The sequence below is a fragment of the Streptomyces sp. NPDC018947 genome (assembly GCF_044390505.1).
In the GTDB taxonomy this organism is placed as follows: domain Bacteria; phylum Actinomycetota; class Actinomycetes; order Streptomycetales; family Streptomycetaceae; genus Streptomyces.
The window spans coordinates 37,323-58,599 of sequence record NZ_JBIRZD010000009.1; the positions used below are offsets into that span (position 1 = coordinate 37,323).

The window sequence follows — 21,277 nt, forward strand, 5'->3', positions numbered from 1 at the left end:
TGGACCCCACGCACACCGGACGAGTGGGGGCAGCGGAAGACATGGGTATCGCGGGCAGCGGAACCGGCGCGGTCGAACTGCGCGGCGTCAGCAGGAGATACGGGACGGGCGGTGGCGAGGTGGCCGCCCTCGACGGGGTGTCGCTCGCCTTCCCGGCCGGCACCTTCACCGCCGTCATGGGCCCCTCCGGCTCGGGCAAGTCGACGCTGCTGAGCTGTGCGGCCGGCCTGGACCGGCCCACCGCGGGCTCGGTACGGCTCGGGGGGACGGAGCTGACCGCGCTGAGCGAGCGGCGGCTGACGCTGCTGCGCCGGGAGCGGATCGGGTTCGTCTTCCAGGCGTTCAACCTGCTCCCGTTCCTGACGGCCGAGCAGAACGTCGCGCTGCCGCTGCGCCTGGCCGGACGGCGCCCGCGCGGCGCCGAGGTGCGGGAGGCGCTGCGGCGGGTCGGGCTCGGTGAGCGCGCCCGGCACCGGCCGTCCGAGCTGTCGGGCGGTCAGCAGCAGCGGGTAGCGCTGGCGCGGGCGCTGATCACCCGGCCCGAGGTGCTGTTCGGCGACGAGCCGACCGGCGCGCTGGACACGCGCACCGGCCGCGAGGTGCTGGCGCTGCTGCGGGACATGGTCGACGCGGAGGGCCGCACGGTCGTCATGGTCACCCACGACCCGCTGGCCGCCTCCTGGGCGGACCGGGTCGTGTTCCTGGTCGACGGCCGGGTGCACGGCGAGCTGGCGGGTGCCCCGGCCGGGGAGATCGCGGCCCGCATGACGACGCTGGAGACCGCCGGTCAGGAGGCCCTGTCGTGCTGAGCCTCGCCCCGCGCACCCTGCGCGTGCGCTGGACCTCCTTCGTGGGCGGCTTCGTCGCCCTGGCGCTCGGCGTCGCCCTGCTCACCGTGACCGGCCTGGCCCTGGCCTCCTCGTCGGACGCGCCCGAGCGCGCCCCGGAGCGGTTCGCGGCGGCACCCGTGGTGGTGCGGGGGCACGACACGCTGCGGGTGCCGACCGCGAACGGCGTCCGCACCGAGCCGCTGGCGCATCCGCGTCCGGTGCCGCCGGGGACGGTGGCCGCGCTGCGGGCGCTGGGCCGGGTCACCGAGGACCGTTCCTTCCCCGTGCGGGTCGAGGGCGGGCCGCGTGATCTGGTGGGCCACCCGTGGTCGACGGCGGCCTTCGCCCCGTACGCGCTGAGCGCGGGGCGGGCTCCGGGGGCGGACGGCGAGGTGGTGGTCACGGGCGACTGGGCGGCCGTGGGCGAGCCGCTGCGCACCCCCCAGGGCACCCTGCGGGTCGTCGGCACCGTGGACGGCCCGGACGTCGAGCGGGCCGTCTTCCTCACCGACGCCCGCGCGGCCCGGCTGTCGCCGTCGAGCACGCAGATGGTGGTGGACGCGGACCCGGCGGAGGTACGGCGGGTGGTGGGCGACCGTGCCCAGGTCCTGACCGGTGCCGCGCGGCGGCTGGCGGACGCGGCGCCGGACCGGGACCGGGAGGCGGTGACGGCGCTGCACGCCCTGTTCGGCACGGCGGGCGGGGTGGCCGCCTTCGTATCGGTGTTCGTGGTGGCGTCGACGTTCTCCTTCACGGTGGCGCAGCGGCGCCGCGAGTTCGGGCTGCTGCGCCTGGCGGGCGCGACGCCGGGCCAGGTGCGCCGGCTGGTGACCGCCGAGGCGCTGCTGGTCGGGGTCCTCGCCTCGGCGACGGGCTGCGCGCTGGGCGGGCGGGCCGCGCCCCGGCTCGCGGCGTGGACGGTGGAGCAGGGGCTGGCGCCGGGCTGGTTCGGGATCGGGGACCGGGTGTGGCCGTATCACCTGGCGTTCTGGACGGGCCTGCTGGTCGCCCTGTGCGGGGTGGTGGCGGCGTCCTGGCGGGCGGGACGGACCCGGCCGGCCGAGGCGCTGCGCGAGGCGTCGGTGGACAGGGGCGTGCTGACGCGGGGCCGTCTGGTGTGCGGTACGACGCTGCTGCTGACGGCCGCGGTGACCCTGGCCGTGACGCTGCTGGGCGATCCGGGCGACCTGCTGCACCGCAAGACGTACGTCAGCCGTCCCCTGCTGCTGATCACTGCGGTGGCGCTGCTGGCCCCGGCGCTGGTGCGCCCGCTGATCCGGCTGCCGGCCCGGTTGCCGTGCCGGCCGCGCGGTGCGGGCGGGATGCTGGTGCGGGAGAACGCCGCCGCGTCGGTCCGGCGCACGGCCTCGGTGGCGGCGCCGGTCCTGGTGACGGTGGCGCTGACGGGTTCGCTGCTCGGGGCGGCGGCGACGCTGAACGGGGCGCGGGCGGCGGAGGCGCGGGAGCGGACCGTGGCGGACCTGGTGGTGCGGGCGGAGGGCGGCCTCGACGCGGACGCCCTGCGGCGGCTGCGGGCGGTGCCGGGCACGGCGGCCGTGTCGCCGACCGCGCCGACGGCGGTGTACGTCGTGGAGGAGGGCGTGGCGCTGGTCCGGTCCGAGGCGCGGGCGGCCGACCCGGAGGCGCTGGCGGCGACCGCGCGGATCCCGCTGACGGCCGGCCGGATCACCGATCTGGACGACGACTCGATCGTGGTCGACGAGGAGTGGGAGCGGCACACGGTCGGGCAGCGCGTGACGGTCCGGCTCGGCGACGGCACCCGGCGTTCGCTGCGGATCGCGGCGGTGATGCCGGTCGGCACCGGTGACAACGGGGCGTACGTGACCCCGGCGAACGCGCGGGGCGCGAGCGTCGACCGGGTGGAGGTGACGGTGGCGCGGGGCGCGGACCGAGCGGCGGTGGCGGCGGGGCTGCGCGAGGCGGTGCGGTCCTCGGGCGGGGAGGTGCTCACCCGGGGGGCGTGGCTGCGGGCGACGGCGCCCGGCACGGACGGCACGTCGCGGGCCGGCTTCCTGCTGGTGCTGGGGCTGGCCCTGGTGTACGCGGGGATCGCGCTGGCGGCCACCCTGGTCATGGCGACGTCCGACCGACGGCGGGAGCTGGCGGCCCTGCGTCTGGCGGGCGCCACCCGGGGACAGGTGCTGCGGCTGGTGGCGGCGGAGTCCCTGGCGGTGGTGGCGGTCGGCACCGTCCTGGGGCTCGCGGTGACGGTCCTCGACCTCCTGGGCATGCGGGCCGCCCTGCTCCTGCTCTCGGCCCCGGCCGTCTCCCTCCCCCTGCCCTGGACGGCCCTGGGCGCGGTGTCGGGCGCGTGCGCGCTCGTGGCGGTGGCGGCGTCGGTGCTGCCGGCGGCGGTTGCGCTGCGACGGGGGGCGGGTGACGAGCTGTCAGTCCGGGCGGCGGGCTGATCCCTGCCGGTGCCCGGCGGCCCGGGGGCCGGGACACGATGAAGCCCCAGTCAGTGATCCCTGACTGGGGCTTCATGATGCGTGGACCTGAGGGGATTTGAACCCCTGGCCCCCTCGATGCGAACGAGGTGCGCTACCGGACTGCGCCACAGGCCCTTGCAACGAGTGAAACTTTAGCACCCCGATCGGCCTGCTCAAAAATCGCTTCCCGGCGACGGGGTCCGGGCGTCCTATTCGTTGGCCGCCCGGGGGCGGTCGCCGTCCTCGTACTGGTCGAACAGCGGGGTCCGGCCGCGTTCGCGGGCCCGGCGGGCGGAGGCCGCGCGGCGGGCGCCGCTGCGGCCGGGGCCCTCGGGCCGGTCCTCGGCGCGGTCGGCCGTGCGGTCGGGCTCGGGCGGGGTCGCCGTGTCGTCCCGGTCGGGGGCGACGGCGCTGGAGCGGGCCGAGCTCCAGGCGTCGGGCGCCGCGAGGTCCACGTCGGGTGTGGCGCGGGGGGCGACCGGCGCGGTCACGTAGGTGGGCAGGGGCACGGGCACGGGGTCCCAGCTCTCGCCCTGGCCGGGCCGCCGCTGGCGTTCGCGCTGCTGGTCGACCCACTCGGCGTGGTCGGTCTGCTCCACCAGGGCCCGGCGGTCCGCGGCGAGCGCGGAGAGCCCGGGGTCGGGCTCGGCCTCGGGTGCCTCGTCCGGCTCCTCGGTGTCGGGGGCCTCGGTGAGGTCGGCGGGGGCGCGCCGGCGCGGCCGGCGGTCGCGCTCGCGCAGCCGCCGCGCGGCGGCCTCGGCCTGGCGGCGGTCCATGTGGAAGGCGAACCGGCGCCGTTCCTGGGACCGCAGGTAGGCGATGTACGCGCTGAGCAGCACCGCGGGCACGCCGGGCGCCCACAGGAAGGCCAGCCCGCCGACCGCCGCGACGACGGTGCCGAGCGTGAAGGCGAGGAACAGCACCACGGTGGTGCGCCGGCGTCGGGCGAGCACCTTGGTGCGCCGGGCGCGGGCCGCCGCCGGGGAGGCGGGGGCGCGCCGGGCCGCGGGCGTCCCCTTGCCGGCCGGGGCCGCGCCGGGCTCGGAGCTCCGGCCGGGCCGGACGCGCCCGGTGCGCGTGTCCGCCTCGGCGCGGTCGGGTTCGGCGTGTTCCGCGGGGTGCCCCGGGTCGGCCGGCCGGGTGTGCAGGCCGGTTCTGGACACGGCGAACGCCCGGACGTCCACCGAGTCGGTGACGGCGTCCGGGGCGTCGGCGTCGGGCTCCGCCTCGTCGGCGGAGCGCGACCGCAGGTCCTTGGCGTACCGGCGCTCCATGCCCGCCCTTCCGGACAGCAGCCGGATGGCTGTGCTGAAGCGTTCCGTCGGACGGGCTTCGTTCAGCTCGTCCTGCCTACGGAGCCACATCGGCACCAAGTAGGCGGCCCAGGCCCCGACGATAACTGCGTAGATGAGGCCGCTGCTGCTCACGCCTCACACGGTAGAGGGGTTTGCATGGGGCCATCCGCCAATTGAGCCGGTGTGTCGCACGATCTGGCTGATATTTCGAACTTTTTTTGCGATCGATGCGATCGGCCGACGGTCGGGGCCGCGAATTATCCGGTTGGGCCCGGTGCGACCCGATCAATTTCGAACGTTTATTCAATTCCACTGCCGGGCCGGGCGTGATTCCCGGGGGTTTCGCGTGAACTCCGGCCCTGCGCCTGGTCCCGTGACCGGTGCCAGCGGCGCAGCATCCCCTCCGGGACCTCTTCCGCGGTGAGCGCGAACACGAGGTGGTCCCGCCATCCGCCGTCGATGTGGAGATAACGCGGCCGGAGGCCCTCCTCGCGGAATCCGAGTTTCTCCACGACCCGGCGGCTCGGCCCGTTCTCCGGGCGAATGCAGACCTCGACGCGGTGCAGTCCCACGGTGCGGAAACAGTGGTCCACGGCCATCGCCACCGCCGTCGGCATCACTCCGCGCCCGGCCACCGCCTCGTCCACCCAGTAGCCGACGTGCCCGGAGCACATCGAGCCCCAGGTGATCCCCGCCACCGTCAACTGCCCGACCAGCCGCCCCTCGTACTCGATCACGAAGGGCAGCATCCGGCCCGCGTTCGCCTCCGCCCTGAGGTGGCGGACCATCTGGCGGAAGGTCGGCCGGTGCGCGAGCGGACCGCCGGGCGCGGGCGGCGGAATGGTCGCCTCCCAGGGCCGCAGCCAGTCGCGGTTGCGCCGGTTGACCTCGCGCCACGTCCGCTGGTCGCGCAGCTTTATCGGCCGGAGGACGATGTCGCCGTCCACCAGCACGACCGGCCAGGAGGGAGTGTTCAGCTCGCACCCCCACCGCTGCCCGGCCGGGGATGGTCACCACCGCGGAGCTGGTCCACGGCGTGCGTCAGCAGCGGCTCCAGGACCGCGAGGCCGTCCTTCACGCCGCCGCTGGAACCCGGCAGATTGACGATCAGCGTCCCGCGCGCCACCCCGGCCAGTCCCCGGGAGAGCGCCGCGGTGGGCACCTTGTCCCGGCCGTGGGCCCGGATGGCCTCCGCGATGCCGGGGACCTCGTGGCCGATCACCGCGCGGGTCGCCTCGGGGGTGCGGTCGGTGGGCGAGATACCCGTGCCGCCGGTGGTGACGATCACGTCGTAGCCCGCGTCGACGCCCGCGCGCAGGGCGGCCTCGACGGGGTCGCCGTCCGGGACCACCTGGGGCCCGTCCACGGCGAAGCCGAAGCGCCGCAGGCCCTCGGCGACCAGCGGGCCGCCCTTGTCCTCGTAGACACCGGCGGCGGCCCGGTTGGAGGCGGTGACGACCAGGGCGCTGTAGGGGGCGAGCAGGGCGCCGCCCGCCGACGTGTCGAGTGTCATGACCGGCTCCAGTCGCCCGACTTGCCGCCCGTCTTCTCCTCCACGCGCACGTCCGTGATGACCGCCTTCTTGTCGACCGCCTTGACCATGTCGATCACGGTGAGCGCGGCGACGGAGACCGCGGTGAGCGCCTCCATCTCGACACCCGTGCGATCCGTCGTCCGCACCGTCGCGGTGATCTCGACGGCGTCGTCCGCGACCGACAGGTCCAGTTTCACACCGGAGAGCGCCAAGGGGTGGCACAGCGGGATCAGGTCGGGGGTGCGCTTGGCTCCCATGATGCCCGCGATCCGCGCGGTGGCCAGGGCGTCGCCCTTGGGAACGCCCTCGCCGCGCAGCAGTTCCACGACGCGGGGCGCGACCAGGACGCGTCCGCTCGCGCGCGCGGTGCGCGCGGTGACGTCCTTGGCGGACACGTCGACCATCCGGGCGGCGCCCGCCTCGTCGATGTGCGTCAGCCTGCCCTGCGTGTCCTGGCCGTCCTCGGTGGGTCGGTCCTGCGTGCTCATGCTGTGTGGCGCTCCCGGTCCGGGCCCGTCGCGGTGCGGCGCGTGGGCCTGCTGTGCGCGACACGGTACCGCCAACCGGGCCCGGTCAGCGGAGCAGGACCACCTCGACCTCGGCGCCGGGCTCGACCGACTCGGTGTCCTCCGGGACGACGATCAGCGCGTCGGCCTGCGCGAGCGCGGCCACCAGATGGGATCCGGCGCCGCCGACGGGGGTGACCGAACCGTCGCCGAGCCGGCCGCGCAGGAACTGCCGTCGGCCCTTCGGCGAGGTCAGCGCCGTGTCGGCGGCGAGCGTGGCGGTGGCCGTCGGGCGGTGCACGTCGGGCAGGCCCATCAGGGTGCGGATCGCGGGGCGGACGAACAGCTCGAAGGAGACGTACGACGACACGGGGTTGCCGGGCAGGGCGAGCAGCGGGGTGTGGTCGGGGCCGATGGAGCCGAAGCCCTGGGGCTTGCCGGGCTGCATGGCGAGCTTGCGGAACTCCACGCCGCTGCCGGGCTCGTCCTCGTCGGCGACGTGCTCCAGCGCCTCCTTGACCACGTCGTACGCGCCGACGCTGACGCCGCCGGTGGTGACCATCAGGTCGGCGCGGACGAGCTGGTCCTCGATGGTGGAGCGCAGGGTCTCGGCGTCGTCGGCGACCGCGCCCACGCGGTAGGCGATGGCGCCGGCGTCGCGGGCGGCGGCAGTGAGGGCGAAGCTGTTGGAGTCGTAGATCTGACCCGGGGCCAGTTCCTCGTCGGGCTGGACGAGTTCGCTGCCGGTGGACAGCACCACCACGCGCGGGCGGGGGCGCACCCGGACCCGGCCGCGGCCGATCGCGGCGAGCAGGGCGATCTGCGCGGGTCCGAGGACCGTGCCGGCGCGCAGCGCGCGGTCGCCCGCCCGCACGTCGCTGCCCGCCGTGCGCACGTGCGCGCCCGCCTCGGCCGGCCGGTACACGCGGACCTGGCCCTCGGCGCCCTCCGGGGCGAGGCTGCGGGCGCGCATCCCGGCGGCCGGGCCCTCCCCGAGGCCGCCGTCGGTCCACTCGACGGGGACGACCGTCTCGGCGCCGGGCGGCAGGGGGGCGCCGGTCATGATGCGGGCGGCCTGGCCGGGGCCCACCGTGGGCGGTTCGGCCTGGCCGGCGGCGACGTCGCCGACGACCTCCAGGACGGCGGGGAACTCCTCGCTCGCGCCCGCCACGTCGGTGACCCGCACCGCGTACCCGTCCATGGAGCTGTTGTCGAACGGCGGCAGCGAGACCGGCACCGTGACGTCGTCGACCAGGACGCATCCCTGGGCGTCGAGCAGGTGCAGCTCGATGGGCTCCAGGGGGCGGACGGTGGCGAGGATGTCGTCCAGGTGGTCCTGCACCGACCAGAGCCCGCCCGGGCCCGGGCGGTCGTCCGGGGCGGAGTGGTCGTGGCCGGTGGCACGGTGCGCGGCGCTGCTCAACGTCGTTACATCTCCTCGGCTACGTAACTGCGGAGCCAGGTCCGGAAGTCGGGGCCCAGGTCCTCACGTTCGCACGCCAGTCTGACGATGGCACGCAGGTAGTCGCCCCGGTCGCCGGTGTCGTAGCGGCGGCCCTTGAAGACGACGCCGTGCACCGGGCCGCCCACCGTCTCGTCCTCGGCGAGCTGCTGGAGGGCGTCGGTGAGCTGGATCTCGCCACCGCGGCCGGGCTCGGTCTTGCGCAGTATGTCGAAGATGTGCGGGTCGAGGACGTAGCGGCCGATGATGGCGTAGCTGGAGGGGGCGTCGGCCGGATCGGGCTTCTCGACCAGTCCGCTCACCTTGACGACGTCGCCGTCCTCGGTGGCCTGCACGGCCGCGCAGCCGTAGAGGTGGATCTGCTCGGGCTCGACCTCCATGAGGGCGATGACGCTGCCGCCGTGCTGCTCCTGCACGTCGATCATGCGCTGCAGCAGCGGGTCGCGGGGGTCGATCAGGTCGTCGCCGAGCAGGACCGCGAAGGGCTCGTCGCCCACGTGCGGGGCGGCGCACAGCACGGCGTGGCCGAGACCCTTGGGGTCGCCCTGGCGCACGTAGTGGATCATGGCGAGGTCGCTGGACTCCTGGACCTTGGCCAGGCGTCCGGCGTCGCCCTTCTTCTGGAGGGCGGACTCCAGTTCGTAATTGCGGTCGAAGTGGTCCTCGAGGGGGCGCTTGTTGCGGCCAGTGACCATGAGGACGTCTCCGAGACCCGCGGAGACGGCTTCTTCGACCACGTACTGGATCGCCGGCTTGTCGACGACCGGCAGCATCTCCTTGGGAGTGGCTTTGGTAGCCGGCAGGAACCGGGTACCGAGCCCGGCTGCGGGGATGACAGCCTTGCTGATCCTGGGGTGGGACTGAGTCATGACCGCCACCCTATCCGGTGACTTCGGGAGAACCTGTGACCCCGGATCGCCGTCGCCCGTATGAGCAGATCAGAACAGTACAGGAGGGGCATGTGAGCCTCACCGGACGGGCCGACGAGCCCGGCAAGCGGTCCCTGCGGCGGGAGTTCATCGCCGCGCGCAACGCCTTGACCTCGGACGACGTGCGCGAGGCGGCGGACGCGCTGGCCGAGCGGGCACTCTCGCTGCCCGAGGTGGCCGGGGCGCGGACGGTGGCGGCGTACGTGTCCGTGGGCGCCGAACCGGGCACCCTCGCGCTGCTGGACGCGCTGCGCGCGCGGGGCGTGCGTGTGCTGCTGCCGGTGCTGCTGCCCGACAACGACCTGGACTGGGGCGCCTACCGCGGCGAGGAGTCCCTCGTGCGCGTGCGGCACGGCGGGCGGATGACGCTGTCGGAGCCCGCGGGCGAGCGCCTGGGGCCGGACGCCGTGACGGCCGCCGACGTCGTGCTGCTGCCGGGGCTGGCGGTCGACGAACGCGGGATGCGGCTGGGGCGCGGCGGCGGCTCCTACGACCGGGTCCTCGCGCGTCTGGAGCGGGCGGGCGCGCGTCCGGCGCTGCTGGTCCTGCTGTACGACCGGGAGGTCGTCGCGCGCGTCCCCGAGGAGCCGCACGACCGGCCGGTGGACGCGGTGGTGACGCCGTCGGGGGTGCGCCGGTTCCGCTGAGGCACGCGGACGCGCGCACGAGAAAGGCCTCCACGCGTGCGTGGAGGCCTTTCTCACATCGGGGCCGGCCGTCCTACGGCTTGAGCACCAGGGTGTCGCTGGTGCTCTCGCCGACCGCCTTCTCGGTGAACGCCCAGGGCAGCAGTTCGCCCTCGGCCCACTTGTCCGTCTGGTCGGTGTAGTGGGCGCTGTAGGCGTGCCCGGAGGCGCCGGTGAGGTTGATCCACCGGGACTTGTCGAGGTCACCGAGGTTGACCACCATCCGCATGGACGGCACCCACACCACTCCGTAGCCGCCGGCCGCGTTCCAGCCGGTGGCGTTGACCGCCGCCTCGCCGCCGCTGAGCTTCCACGGACCGCGGTTCAGCGCGTACTTCAGGAAGCCCGGGCCCTCGGTGCCGAGGGTCTGGTTCTTCAGGAACAGGCGGTGCAGCCGGCCCCAGCTCCAGGTGTCGATGTCCTTGCCGAGCTCGGCGGTCAGCTCCCAGCGGGCGTCGACCATGGCGCGCTTGAACAGGTCGTCGCGATTGTGGTCGGCGCCCTTGCGGGTGCCGGAGGCGGGCGTGGTCCACCAGTCGCTCTTCGGGTCGTCCAGCAGCTTGCGGACGACCTCGAACCAGCGGTCGCCGCCGTCGGGCTGGGCCTGGCCGGCGTCGCGCTGACCGCACTCGTAGACCTTGTTCACCTCGTCCGCGGGCCCGGTGGTGTTGACCGGGTCCACCCACAGGCACTGGCCCTCGACCCGCAGTTCCTTGGGCAGCTTGTTGCCGAAGGCGAGCTTGAGGATGTTGCGCCAGACCGCGTTGAAGTAGGCGGCGGCGGCCGAGTCGGCGTCCTGGGTGTAGTCCCAGCCCTCCAGCAGCTTCTGTGCCTCGCGCACGTCCTTGTCGGCGATGTCGATCTTCAGGAGCTGGGGCACCAGCAGCTTGGCCATCTCGCTGCTGTTGTCGAGCTGCATCTGCCGCATGTCGTCCGTGGAGATCTTGCCGTCGTCCTTGATCTTCTGCTCGATCAGGGCGGTGATCCGCTGGCTGCGGGTGCCGTAACCCCAGTCCGTGGTGAGGGAGTACGGGTAGGCCTCCTCGTCGATCACGGCCTGGTTGGCGGTGACGATGTAGCCGCGCTCGGGGTCGAACTCGTACGGCAGCTCGTCCGCGTCGATGTACTTGCCGGTCCAGTGGTACTTGGAGTCCCAGCCCGGCGCCGGGACGGAGCCGTCGTGGTCCTCGGCGCGCACCGGGATCCTGCCGGGCAGCGTGTAGCCGATGTGGCCCTCGGTGTCGGCGTAGACCAGGTTCTGGGACGGCACCTCGAACAGGGCCGCGGCCTCGCGGAAGTCGTCCCAGTCCTTGGCCCGGTCGATCGCGAAGACGGCGTCCATCGTGGTGCCCGCGTCCAGCGCCGTCCAGCGCAGGGAGACGCCGTAGCCGTCGGCGCGGTCGGGCGCCGCGCTGTCGACGGTGGCCTTCTTGCCGACCTTGACCAGCTCGTCGTCGCGGTCGGACAGCAGGGGCCCGTTGTCGGTCTCCCGGACGACGATCTTCTTCGAGGCGCCGCCGGCGACCTTGATGGTCTCCTCGCGGGTCTTGAAGGGGACCACCTTGCCGTCGTACTGGTAGCCGTCGCCGGTGATCTTCTCCAGGTACAGGTCGGTGACGTCGACGCCGGAGTTGGTCAGGCCCCAGGCGATGTCCTTGTTGTGGCCGATGACGACGCCGGGCATGCCCGCGAAGGTGTAGCCGCTGACGTCGTAGCGGCACTTGTCGGAGACCGTGCGGCAGTGCAGGCCCATCTGGTACCAGACCGAGGGCAGCGAGGGCGACAGGTGCGGGTCGTTGGCGAGCAGCGGCTTGCCGGTGATGGTGTGGTCGCCGGAGACGACCCAGGAGTTGGAGCCGATGCCGTTGCCGTTCACGCCGACGGCGGTGGGCAGGTCGTCCAGGACGTTCTGGAGACCCGCGAGTTGGCTCTCGAGGGCGCCGCCGCTGCCGGTGCTCGCACCGGTGCCGGTGCCGGTGCCGATGCCCGTACCGGCGCCCGTGCCCGTACCGGTTCCGGTTCCGGTGCCCGTACCCGTGTCCGTGCCCGAGTCGGACGAGGAGCCGCCGGCCTCGAAGGTCTCCGTCAGCTCGTCGTACTGGCCTTCCTGGACGATGGCCTTGTTGCGGCTGTACGGGTACGCCGGGTACAGGTCGGCGATCTGCTTCGGGCCGAGGCGGCTGGTCATCAGCGCGCGGTCGACCTCGTCCTGCATGTTGCCGCGCAGGTCCCAGGCCATCGCCTTGAGCCAGGCCACGGAGTCGACCGGGGTCCACTCCTGCGGCTTGTAGTCGTTGGTGAAGCCGAGGGCCGCGTACTCCAGCGAGATGTCCGCGCCGTCCTTGCCCTGGAGGTAGGCGTTGACGCCCTTCGAGTAGGCCTGGAGGTACTTCTTGGTGGAGTCCGACAGCTTCTCGTCGTACTCCTTCTTCGCCACCCGGTCCCAGCCCAGGGTGCGCAGGAACTCGTCGTTGTCGACCTGGCCCTTGCCGAACATCTCCGACAGGCGCCCGGAGGTCATGTGGCGGCGCACGTCCATCTCGTAGAACCGGTCCTGCGCCTGGACGTAGCCCTGCGCCATGAACAGGTCCTCCTCGGAGGAGGCGTAGATCTGCGGGATGCCGTAGCCGTCGCGCTTGACGTCGACCGGTCCCGACAGGCCCGCGAGCGTCAGCGAGCCCTTCGTCTGCGGGAAGGACGCGCGGACGGTGCTGATGGACCAGTACGCCCCGTAGGCGAGGCCGCCGATGATGGCCAGCACCAGCACGAGGACGAGAAGGCGTGCTTTGCGCCCCTTCTTCCTGCCGGACTTGCCGGGCTGCTGACCCGAAGAGGCGGTTTTGGTGGGGGGCATCGCTGTCCTTGCTGTCCTAACACGAGCGGCAGGGGCGGGCTGTGCTTTGTACTGAACGCTGGGGCAACTCTAGGCGCCCCGCCCCGGCCCCCTTGACGCGGAGTCGGGTACCGGCGCGCACGGGCGTTCGATCTTGCCAAGGTGAGCGTCAAGAAAACGTCAAGAGTTAGGTAAGGTAACGAAGTAGTCGGCCGCGGAGTCCCGCGGCTTCGTGTGCCATGTATGTGCGCTCACGCGCGCTGTGTCCGCACACCGTCCCGCGCCTGCCGGCGTGCGCACGAACCACCGCGCACCCGCGCGTGGGCAGTCTGCGCACCGCAACGCGTGGGCGCCGTGCGCCAGGGAAGGGAACGGCCGCTGACTGTCCAGCACCTCAACCAGCTTCTGCTCGTCTGCTCGCTCGTCCTGCTGATCGCCGTCGCGGCGGTCCGGATCTCCTCGCGCAGCGGGCTCCCCAGCCTGCTCGTCTACCTGGCCATCGGCGTCGCCATGGGCCAGGACGGCATCGGCGAGATCCGCTTCGACAGTGCCGAACTCGTCCAGGTCATCGGATACGCGGCCCTCGTCGTGATCCTGGCCGAGGGCGGTCTGGGCACGAAGTGGAAGGAGATCAAGCCCGTTCTGCCCTCGGCCTCCGTGCTGGCGCTGGCCGGGGTCGCGGTGAGCGTCGGCGTGACCGCCGCGGGCGCGCACTATCTGACCGGGCTGGAGTGGCGGCAGGCGCTGATCGTCGGTGCGGTGGTGTCCTCCACGGACGCCGCGGCGGTCTTCTCGGTGCTGCGCAGGATCCCCCTCCCGGCACGCATAACCGGCACGCTGGAGGCCGAGTCGGGCTTCAACGACGCCCCGGTGGTCATCCTCGTCGTCGCGTTCTCCACGGCCGGCCCGATCGAGCACTGGTACGTGCTGCTCGGTGAGATCGCCCTGGAGCTGGCCATCGGCGCCGCCATGGGGCTCGCGGTGGGCTGGCTGGGCTCGTGGGGGCTGCGGCACGTGGCGCTGCCCGCCTCCGGTCTGTACCCCATCGCCGTCATGGCCATCGCCGTCGCCGCCTACGCGGCCGGCGCGCTGGTGCACGGCAGCGGCTTCCTCGCCGTCTACCTGGCCTCGATGGTCATGGGCAACGCCCGGCTGCCGCACTGGCCCGCCACCCGAGGCTTCGCCGACGGGCTCGGCTGGATCGCCCAGATCGGCATGTTCGTGCTGCTCGGCCTGCTGGTCACCCCGCACGAACTCGGCGACGACATCGTCCCCGCCCTGCTCATCGGGCTGGTGCTGACCATGGTGGCCCGTCCGCTGAGCGTCGTGCTGTGCCAGCTTCCCTTCCGGGTGCCCTGGCAGGAGCAGGCCCTGATGTCGTGGGCCGGGCTGCGCGGCGCCGTGCCCATCATCCTGGCCACCATCCCCATGGTGGAGGGCGTCGAGGGCAGCCGCCGCATCTTCAACATCGTCTTCGTGCTGGTGGTCTTCTACACCCTGATCCAGGGGCCGACACTGCCCTGGCTGGCCCGCAAGCTGCACCTGGGCAAGGGCGACGAGGCCGCCGACCTCGGCATCGAGTCGGCGCCGCTGGAGCGGCTGCGCGGGCACCTGCTGTCCGTCACGATCCCCGAGGGCTCCAAGATGCACGGCGTCGAGATCAGCGAACTGCGGCTGCCCGCCGGCTCCGCCGTCACGCTGGTCGTGCGCGACGGCACGTCGTTCGTGCCGCTGCCGACGACGGGGCTGCGGCGCGGGGACGAACTCCTCGTGGTCGCCACCGATCCCGTCCGGGACGCGGCCGAGGCCCGGCTGCGCGCGGTCGGCCAGGGCGGCAAGCTCGCCGGCTGGCTGGGCACCGCCGGTGCCACGGCAAAGAGCAGGTGAACGGGGTGTGCCTGCTCACTTTCACAGGTGATGCCCCGCTTGATCCCTGTACGATGAAGGAAGCACCTGATCGAACCAACTCTGCCTGAAGCAGAGCTGGCGCGACCGTATGGCGGCCGGAACGCCCCGTGAGCCGGGGCCGGCATCTACCGCAGTCCGCGCAAGAGGACAGCTCTCGGCGCTCCCGCACGGCACCGGCCGGCAGGCGGGACCGGCGCTACCAGGCGGCAGAAAGGCACGGGCCGTGGCATCCACGGTCACCCCGTCGAAGAAGTCCCCGGAGGAGTCGCGGCACCCCGCCTCCTCCCGCCCCGGATACGGACAGCTGCTGCGCACCCGCGGTGCCTGGACGTTCCTGCTCCCCGGCTTCGCGGCACGCCAGCCGTTCGCCATGCTGACGATCTCCATCGTGCTGCTCGTGCAGCACACCACCGGCTCCTACGGCGTCGCGGGTGCCGCGGCCGCCGTCACCGGCGTCTCCATGGCCCTGTTCGCCCCCTACAGCGGCCGGCTCGCCGACCGATTCGGGCAGCGCGCCGTGCTGCTCCCCGGCGTGCTCGTGCACAGCCTGTCCGGCCTGACCCTGACCGTGCTGGCGCTCACGGACGCCCCCCTGTGGGCGCTGTTCGCGGCGGCCGTGCCCACCGGTGCCTCGGTGCCGCAGATCGGGCCCATGGTCCGCGCCCGCTGGGGCGTGAAGCTCGGGGGCTCCCCGCTGATGAGCACGGCCGCGGCCTTCGAGTCGGTCACGGACGAGCTGACCTTCGTCCTGGGCCCGCTGGTGGCCACCGCCCTGTGCACGGCCGTCGACCCGGCGGCCGGCCTGGTCACCGAGGCGGCGCTGACCCTGGTGGGCGGTCTGCTGTTCGCCGCCCAGAAGAGCACCCAGCCCCGGGTCGCCGGGCTCGGCGACGGCCACGCGCGCGTGGAGCACGTTCCGGCGCTGCGCGTGCCCGGTGTGCGCGTACTGGCCGTGATCTTCCTGGGCATCGGTTCGGTCTTCGGCGGCATGCAGGTGTCCCTGGCCGCGTTCACCGAGTCCATCGGGGAGCCCGGCATGAACGGCGTCCTGTACGGCGTCTTCGCCGCCGGCAACATGCTCTCCGGCCTGGTCTGCGGTGCCGTCGCCTGGAAGGCCGCCCCGCAGCGGCGCCTGCTCGTCGGGTACACCGCCCTCGCGGTGACCGCCTCCGGCCTGTGGGCCGCGCAGTCGCTGCCGGTCCTGGCCGGCCTCGGCCTGCTCGTCGGCATGTGCATCGCGCCCGCACTGGTCACGGGCTACACGCTGGTCGAGGACCTGGTCCCGGCGGGCGCCCGCACCGAGGCCTTCACCTGGCTGACGGGCGCGGTGGCGCTCGGCCAGGCGGCGGCCGTCACGATCGCCGGGCAGTTCGAGGACCGGCTCTGGGACGGCGCCGGATTCCTGGTGCCGATGGGCGGCACGGTGCTCGCGCTGGCCACGCTGGTGGCCCTGCGCACGCGCCTGGCGACCCCGTCCCGCAGCCGCACGGTCGCACGTGGCGTCGGTCACCGCCTGCCCGCCGCAGTGGACTGATCCCTCGGAATACGTCACTATGGAGCGTCGTTAGCACTCATCGAGTGAGAGTGCCAGGAGGAACACAGTGCCGACCTATCAGTACCAGTGCACCGAGTGCGGCGAGGGCCTCGAGGCGGTGCAGAAGTTCACCGACGACGCCCTGACCGAGTGCCCGAACTGCAAGGGCCGCCTGAAGAAGGTGTTCTCGGCGGTCGGCATCGTCTTCAAGGGCTCCGGCTTCTACCGCAACGACAGCCGCGGCAGCTCGTCCAGCAGCTCGCCGGCGTCGTCCTCGAAGTCGTCGTCCTCCACGTCCTCGTCCTCCTCGTCCTCGGACTCGGGTTCGTCCTCGTCCTCGGGCAGCTCCGCCAGCAGCACCACCGCCGCCTAGGCGGGCGCCCTCTCGGGTTCCGCGAGACCCTGTCGTCGTACGACGACGGGGTCTTCGGCGTTCCCCGGCTCCGGGCGGCGGCTAGGGTGCGGGCATGGCGAACAAGGCGAAGGTCCCCGGTGCCGGGATAGGCGTGATCGGCGGCTCCGGTTTCTACTCGTTCCTCGACGACGTGACCGAGATCCAGGTGGACACCCCCTACGGGCCGCCCAGCGACTCCCTCTTCCTCGGCGAGGTCGCCGGACGGCGGGTCGCCTTCCTGCCCCGGCACGGGCGCGGCCACCATCTGCCGCCGCACCGGATCAACTACCGGGCGAACCTCTGGGCACTGCGCTCGGTCGGCGTGCGCCAGGTGCTCGGCCCCTGCGCGGTGGGCGGCCTGCGCCCCGAGTACGGGCCGGGCACGCTGCTGGTGCCCGACCAGTTCGTCGACCGCACCACGTCCCGCCCCTCGACGTACTTCGACGGGGTGCCGCTGCCCGACGGCACGGTGCCCAGGGTGGTGCACGTGTCGCTGGCCGACCCGTACTGCCCCACCGGGCGGGCCGCCGCGCTGAAGGCGGCCCGGGGGCGGGAGTGGGAGCCGGTGGACGGCGGCACCCTGGTCGTGGTCGAGGGGCCGCGCTTCGGGACCCGTGCGGAATCCTTGTGGCACCGGGCGCAGGGCTGGTCGGTGGTGGGCATGACCGGCCATCCCGAGGCGGCGCTCGCCCGGGAGCTGGAGCTCTGCTACACCTCGCTGACCCTGGTCACCGATCTCGACGCCGGGGCCGAGACAGGCGAGGGCGTCTCGCACGAGGAGGTGCTGCGGGTGTTCGCGGCCAACGTGGACCGGCTGCGGGGCGTGCTCTTCGACACCGTGGCGGCGCTGCCGACGTCCGGCGAGCGGGACTGCCGGTGCGGTGAGGCGCTGGGCGGGATGAATACGGGGATCGCGCTGCCGTAGGGGCGGCCGGGCGGGCGGCCTGGGTACGGCAGTGGGGGCGGGCTCGGCGCCGCTGGGGGGCGGCGGCGGGGGGAGCGTCACCTTCGGGTGAGGGAGTTGTCCACAACCGGTCGGTAGCGCATGGGCTCCGGCGGGATCCGGCGGGAAGCCCCATCGTGGGTGCGCAAGCAGTTCTCCCGTCGCAGGTGGTGATCACCGTGTCCCGTCCCGTCGTTCCCTCCCCTCTTCCGCCCGGTGCCGACGCTCCGCCGACGTGCGAGGTGCCGCCTTTCGACCCCGTGCGGGTGCGCGGCGGATCGCATCGGCTCCACCGGCTCGTACGGCACCGGCGGCGTGCCGTGGCCGCCGGCCTCGCGGTCACCGCGGCGGCGCTCGTGGCGGCGGGCCCGCTTCCGGGGGCCGGCGCGCAGGACGGGGGCCGGGCGCGCGGGCATCCGGTGACCGACCGGGCACGCGAGCGGCAGGCCCCGCGACCGGTGGCGGCGCCCGTGCGGATCGCCGACGCCGGGACGGTGCGGCTGCTGTCGCCCGGTGACCGGGTGGACGTCGTCGCGTCCGAGGACGGCGGGGGCGCCTCCGTGATCGCGCGGGGTGCGCGGGTGGTGGAGGTGCCGGAACCGGTGGCGGGGGCGGCCGGGGACGGGGCGTCGCCGGAGGCCGGGGCGCTGGTGGTGCTCTCGGTGCCGCCCGCCACGGCGCACCGGCTGGTCGGCGCGGGCGCCCGGGCACGGCTGGCGGTGGCGTTGTGCTGAGCCCGCCGAGCCGCTCGACGGTGGAACCGGACTGGACAGCACCGCCGGGTACCGGCGTAGGTTGCGGAGCGATTTGTTCCACAACCTGGTCGTGTGAGGAGTGCCCCCGAGGTGAGCGAGAAGAAGGATCCGAGCGTCTGGCAGGGCTTCAAGGCCTTCCTGATGCGCGGGAACGTCGTCGATCTTGCGGTCGCGGTGGTCATCGGCGCCGCCTTCACCAACATCGTCAACTCGATGGTGAAGGGGATCATCAACCCGCTGGTCGGCGCGTTCGGCACGCAGAACCTGGACAGCTACAGCTCCTGCCTCAAGGGCCCGTGCACCGGCACCGGGGACAGCGCGACCGGTGTGCGCATCCTGTGGGGATCGGTGCTCGGCGCCACCCTCACGTTCGTGATCACCGCGGCGGTCGTCTACTTCCTCATGGTCCTGCCCATGTCCAAGTACCTGGCCCGCCAGGAGGCCCGGCGCAAGGCACGGGAGGGCACGCAGGAGATCGTCGAGGTCTCCGAGCTGGAGGTCCTCAAGGAGATCCGCGACGCGCTCGTCGCGCAGCGCGGTGCGGGACACGACCGCGTCTAGCGGGAGAGGTCCGGCGGTGGCGGACGAACGGCCGGGCGGCTCAGAGGTGGTGCGGCGGCTTCTCGTCCAGGAAGCGCTTCAGGTCGGCGGCGCCGTCGGCCTCGGGCCGCTCGCCCCAGCCGCGGTCGGTGTCGTCCGAGGACTGCTGGTCGAGCGGGTCGTCGAAGACCAGCGCGGGCTTCGGCGTACGCGGCTCGGATTCGGGGGCGGTGCTCATGCCTCCAGGGTACGGCCCGGCCCTGTCCCCCCGCCCACGAGCACTTCCGCGCCGTCTCTGCTGTGCTGGGGGGCATGATGTCCAGTCCCCCTTCCCCAGCCGAGTCCCCCGGCGCCTCCGACAGCGCGCCCGGCGGCCCGTCCGACGGGCACCGGCCGCTGCGCAGGCTCACGGCGCGGGCCCGGCACGAGTCCCATCGCGTCGCCTCGCCGCTGGAGCTCTTCTTCGACCTGTGCTTCGTCGTGGCCGTCGCCCAGGCGGGCGCCCAGTTGGTGCACGCGGTCGCCGAGGGACATCCCGGCCAGGGCATCCTCAACTACGCGATGGTCTTCTTCGCCATCTGGTGGGCATGGATGAACTTCACCTGGTTCGCCTCGGCCTACGACAACGACGACGTGCTCTACCGGATCGTCACGCTGGTGCAGATCGCCGGCGTCCTGGTCCTCGCCGCCGGGATCTCCCGGGCCTTCCAGGACCACGACTTCCTGGTCATCGTGCTGGGTTACGTGATCATGCGGGTGGCCATGTCGGCGCAGTGGCTGCGCGCGGCACGCGGCGCCCGGCCCAAGGAGCGGGTGATGGCCCGCCGGTACGCCGGCGGTGTGCTGCTCTGCCAGATCGGCTGGGTGGGACTGCTGTTCGTGCCGGACGCCGGGCGGCCGTGGCTGTTCCTGGTGATGGCGGTGCTGGAGATGTGCGTGCCGGTCTTCGCGGAGAAGAACCACCAGTCGGCCTGGCACCCCCACCACATCTCCGAGCGCTACGGACTGTTCACGATCATCGTGCTCGGCGAGACCATCGCCGCGGCCACGGTGGCGGTGAAGTCCGGCATCGACGAGCACGACGCCCTGGGCGAGTTGCTGCCGATCGCGGTGGGCGGGCTGCTGATCGTGTTCTCCGCCTGGTGGATCTACTTCGTGGTCCCCATCCACGCCCATCTGCGCACCAGCAGGCAGGCGTTCATCTGGGGATACGGCCACTACCTGGTGTTCGCCTCGGCGGCGGCGATCGGCGCCGGCCTGGAGGTGGCGGTGGAACAGGCGGTCGGCAAGGCGCACATCTCCACGCTCTCGGCGTCCGCCGCCGTGACCCTGCCCTCGGCGCTGTACCTGATCGCGGTGTGGGCGCTGCACGCGCGGCACTTCAAGGTGGGCATCGCCCAGCAACTGGTGCTGCCGACCGCCGCGCTGCTGGTGATCTGCTGCACCTTCGTCGGCGGCATGGCGGTGCTCGCGGCGGGCCTCGTGCTGGCGGTGGCGGTGTCGACCGGGGTGGTGCTGACGGCACGCGCGGGTGAGCGGCGGACACTGGCGGCATGACAGTTGACGCGTTGACGGACGTCGCCGGGGTGCGGGTGGGCCATGCGACCCGCGCCGGCGGCGGGTGGCTCACGGGGACGACGGTGGTGCTCGCGCCGGAGGGCGGGGCCGTCGCCGCCGTGGACGTGCGCGGCGGTGGTCCCGGCACCAAGGAGACCGACGCGCTCGACCCGCGCAACCTGGTGCGGAAGGTCGAGGCGGTGGTGCTGACCGGCGGCAGCGCCTACGGGCTCGACGCCGCGTCCGGCGTGATGGCCTGGCTGGAGGAGCGGGGACGCGGGGTACGGGTCGGTCCGGACCCGGCGCACGTGGTGCCGGTGGTGCCGGCAGCCTGCGTCTTCGACCTGGGGCGCGGTGGCGACTTCCGGGCCAGGCCGGACGCGGCCACCGGGCGGGCGGCCGTCGAGGCGGCCCACGCGAGCGCGCCGGGTGCGCCGGTGGCGGAGGGAGGTGTCGGGGCCGGTACGGGCGCCGTGGTCGGGCTGCTGAAGGGCGGGGTCGGCACCGCCAGCACCGTGCTGGACTCGGGGATCACGGTGGCCGCGCTGGTGGTGGCCAACGCGGCCGGGTCGGCGCTGGATCCGGAGACGGGGGTGCTGTACGGGGAGTTGTTCCGCGGAGGGCGCGTGGCGTATCCGGCGGCGGACGTGCACGCGGCGGCGCGACGGCGTCTCGCACAGGTCGCCGCGAGGAACGCTCCGCCTCCGCTCAACACGACGCTCGCCGTGGTCGCCACGGACGCCGGGCTGTCCAAGGCGCAGGCGCAGAAGCTGGCCGGCACGGCGCACGACGGCATCGCCCGTGCCGTACGTCCGGTGCATCTGCTCAACGACGGGGACACGGTGTTCGCCCTGGCCACCGGGGAGCGGGCGTTGGACGCCGGGCAGCCGCTCGCGCTGAACGAGGTGCTGGCGGCGGGCGCGGACGCGGTGACCCGGGCGATCGTGCGCGCGGTACGGGCGGCCGGGCCCGTGGACGGACCGGGCGGGGCGTGGCCTTCGTACACGGAGTTGTTCGGTGAGCCGGAGGAGGGCGCCCCCGGGGCGTCGTAGCGGACGCGGCGCCCGGCGGGGGCGGGACGGGTGCGCGGGCGGGGGACGGAGCCCGTCCGCGGGGCAGGT

19 protein-coding genes and 1 tRNA gene are annotated in these 21,277 nt (G+C 73.5%); 11 read left to right on the top strand and 9 right to left on the bottom strand.

Translation table 11 applies throughout. The annotated features are described in order from the left end of the window. The first annotated feature begins 41 nt into the window (after nt 1–41). On the top strand, nt 42–809 hold the full coding sequence (locus ACH499_RS18310; protein ID WP_399016881.1) for an ABC transporter ATP-binding protein: 768 nt from the start codon (nt 42–44) through the stop codon (nt 807–809). After that, complete coding sequence (locus ACH499_RS18315) at nt 803–3,259, top strand: ABC transporter permease (protein WP_399016883.1); 2,457 nt, start codon at nt 803–805, stop codon at nt 3,257–3,259. Before ACH499_RS18310 ends, ACH499_RS18315 begins: the two co-directional genes overlap by 7 nt. Nucleotides 3,260–3,341: 82 nt before the next feature. Here ACH499_RS18315 and ACH499_RS18320 read toward each other — a convergent pair. From ACH499_RS18320 to galU, 7 genes are all read right to left on the bottom strand, one after another. Then, a tRNA-Ala gene (locus ACH499_RS18320) sits at nt 3,342–3,415 on the bottom strand. Nucleotides 3,416–3,489: 74 nt separating this feature from the next. Beyond that, nucleotides 3,490–4,707: a gephyrin-like molybdotransferase receptor GlpR gene (glpR, locus tag ACH499_RS18325; RefSeq protein ID WP_356198656.1), complete on the bottom strand. Its 1,218-nt coding sequence runs from the start codon at nt 4,705–4,707 to the stop codon at nt 3,490–3,492. 167 nt (nt 4,708–4,874) lie between these two features. Next, a complete protein-coding gene (locus ACH499_RS18330) occupies nt 4,875–5,528 on the bottom strand; it encodes a GNAT family protein (protein WP_356198658.1) in 654 nt (217 codons plus the stop codon). A gap of 20 nt (nt 5,529–5,548) precedes the next feature. Next, complete coding sequence (locus ACH499_RS18335) at nt 5,549–6,088, bottom strand: MogA/MoaB family molybdenum cofactor biosynthesis protein (protein WP_356198659.1); 540 nt, start codon at nt 6,086–6,088, stop codon at nt 5,549–5,551. Then, nucleotides 6,085–6,597 (bottom strand): cyclic pyranopterin monophosphate synthase MoaC, encoded by a 513-nt coding sequence (gene moaC / locus ACH499_RS18340; protein WP_356198660.1) that lies wholly within the window; start codon nt 6,595–6,597, stop codon nt 6,085–6,087. The genes ACH499_RS18335 and moaC overlap by 4 nt, the downstream gene beginning before the upstream one ends. A gap of 85 nt (nt 6,598–6,682) precedes the next feature. After that, the gene (gene glp / locus ACH499_RS18345) at nt 6,683–8,038 is read right to left on the bottom strand and encodes a gephyrin-like molybdotransferase Glp (protein ID WP_399016886.1); all 1,356 of its coding nucleotides are present in this window, start codon (nt 8,036–8,038) and stop codon (nt 6,683–6,685) included. 5 nt (nt 8,039–8,043) lie between these two features. Next, complete coding sequence (galU, locus tag ACH499_RS18350) at nt 8,044–8,946, bottom strand: UTP--glucose-1-phosphate uridylyltransferase GalU (protein WP_356198661.1); 903 nt, start codon at nt 8,944–8,946, stop codon at nt 8,044–8,046. A 92-nt stretch (nt 8,947–9,038) separates the two neighbouring features. Here galU and ACH499_RS18355 point away from each other — a divergent pair, with 92 nt between their 5' ends. Continuing rightward, on the top strand, nt 9,039–9,653 hold the full coding sequence (locus tag ACH499_RS18355) for a 5-formyltetrahydrofolate cyclo-ligase (protein WP_399016889.1): 615 nt from the start codon (nt 9,039–9,041) through the stop codon (nt 9,651–9,653). 73 nt (nt 9,654–9,726) lie between these two features. Here the strand turns inward: ACH499_RS18355 and ACH499_RS18360 are convergent, their stop codons facing one another. Continuing rightward, entirely contained in the window at nt 9,727–12,546 is a 2,820-nt protein-coding gene (locus ACH499_RS18360; RefSeq protein WP_356198663.1) for a penicillin acylase family protein, read from the bottom strand. Between the two features lie 222 nt (nt 12,547–12,768). On the opposite strand from ACH499_RS18360, the gene ACH499_RS18365 reads away from it, so the two are divergent. The 6 genes from ACH499_RS18365 (at nt 12,769) to mscL (ending at nt 18,620) form a co-directional block, all read left to right on the top strand. Next, nucleotides 12,769–14,412: a potassium/proton antiporter gene (locus ACH499_RS18365; RefSeq protein WP_399016891.1), complete on the top strand. Its 1,644-nt coding sequence runs from the start codon at nt 12,769–12,771 to the stop codon at nt 14,410–14,412. A 244-nt stretch (nt 14,413–14,656) separates the two neighbouring features. Then, nucleotides 14,657–15,967, top strand: coding sequence for an MFS transporter (locus ACH499_RS18370; protein WP_356198667.1), 1,311 nt, complete (start codon nt 14,657–14,659; stop codon nt 15,965–15,967). Nucleotides 15,968–16,034: 67 nt separating this feature from the next. Next, the gene (locus tag ACH499_RS18375; protein ID WP_356198668.1) at nt 16,035–16,340 is read left to right on the top strand and encodes an FmdB family zinc ribbon protein; all 306 of its coding nucleotides are present in this window, start codon (nt 16,035–16,037) and stop codon (nt 16,338–16,340) included. Nucleotides 16,341–16,434: 94 nt separating this feature from the next. Beyond that, entirely contained in the window at nt 16,435–17,286 is an 852-nt protein-coding gene (locus ACH499_RS18380; RefSeq protein ID WP_399016894.1) for an S-methyl-5'-thioadenosine phosphorylase, read from the top strand. 197 nt (nt 17,287–17,483) lie between these two features. Next, complete coding sequence (locus ACH499_RS18385) at nt 17,484–18,038, top strand: RcpC/CpaB family pilus assembly protein (protein ID WP_399016896.1); 555 nt, start codon at nt 17,484–17,486, stop codon at nt 18,036–18,038. Nucleotides 18,039–18,149: 111 nt separating this feature from the next. Then, nucleotides 18,150–18,620 carry a large conductance mechanosensitive channel protein MscL gene (gene mscL / locus ACH499_RS18390; RefSeq protein ID WP_356198671.1) on the top strand — a complete coding sequence of 157 codons (471 nt, stop codon included), beginning with the start codon at nt 18,150–18,152 and terminating at the stop codon, nt 18,618–18,620. A gap of 40 nt (nt 18,621–18,660) precedes the next feature. On the opposite strand, the gene ACH499_RS18395 is transcribed toward mscL, so the two are convergent. Further along, entirely contained in the window at nt 18,661–18,837 is a 177-nt protein-coding gene (locus ACH499_RS18395; protein ID WP_356198673.1) for a hypothetical protein, read from the bottom strand. A 74-nt stretch (nt 18,838–18,911) separates the two neighbouring features. On the opposite strand from ACH499_RS18395, the gene ACH499_RS18400 reads away from it, so the two are divergent. Beyond that, complete coding sequence (locus ACH499_RS18400) at nt 18,912–20,156, top strand: low temperature requirement protein A (protein WP_399016898.1); 1,245 nt, start codon at nt 18,912–18,914, stop codon at nt 20,154–20,156. After that, nucleotides 20,153–21,208 (top strand): P1 family peptidase, encoded by a 1,056-nt coding sequence (locus ACH499_RS18405; protein ID WP_399016900.1) that lies wholly within the window; start codon nt 20,153–20,155, stop codon nt 21,206–21,208. The genes ACH499_RS18400 and ACH499_RS18405 overlap by 4 nt, the downstream gene beginning before the upstream one ends. Nucleotides 21,209–21,277 lie beyond the last annotated feature (69 nt).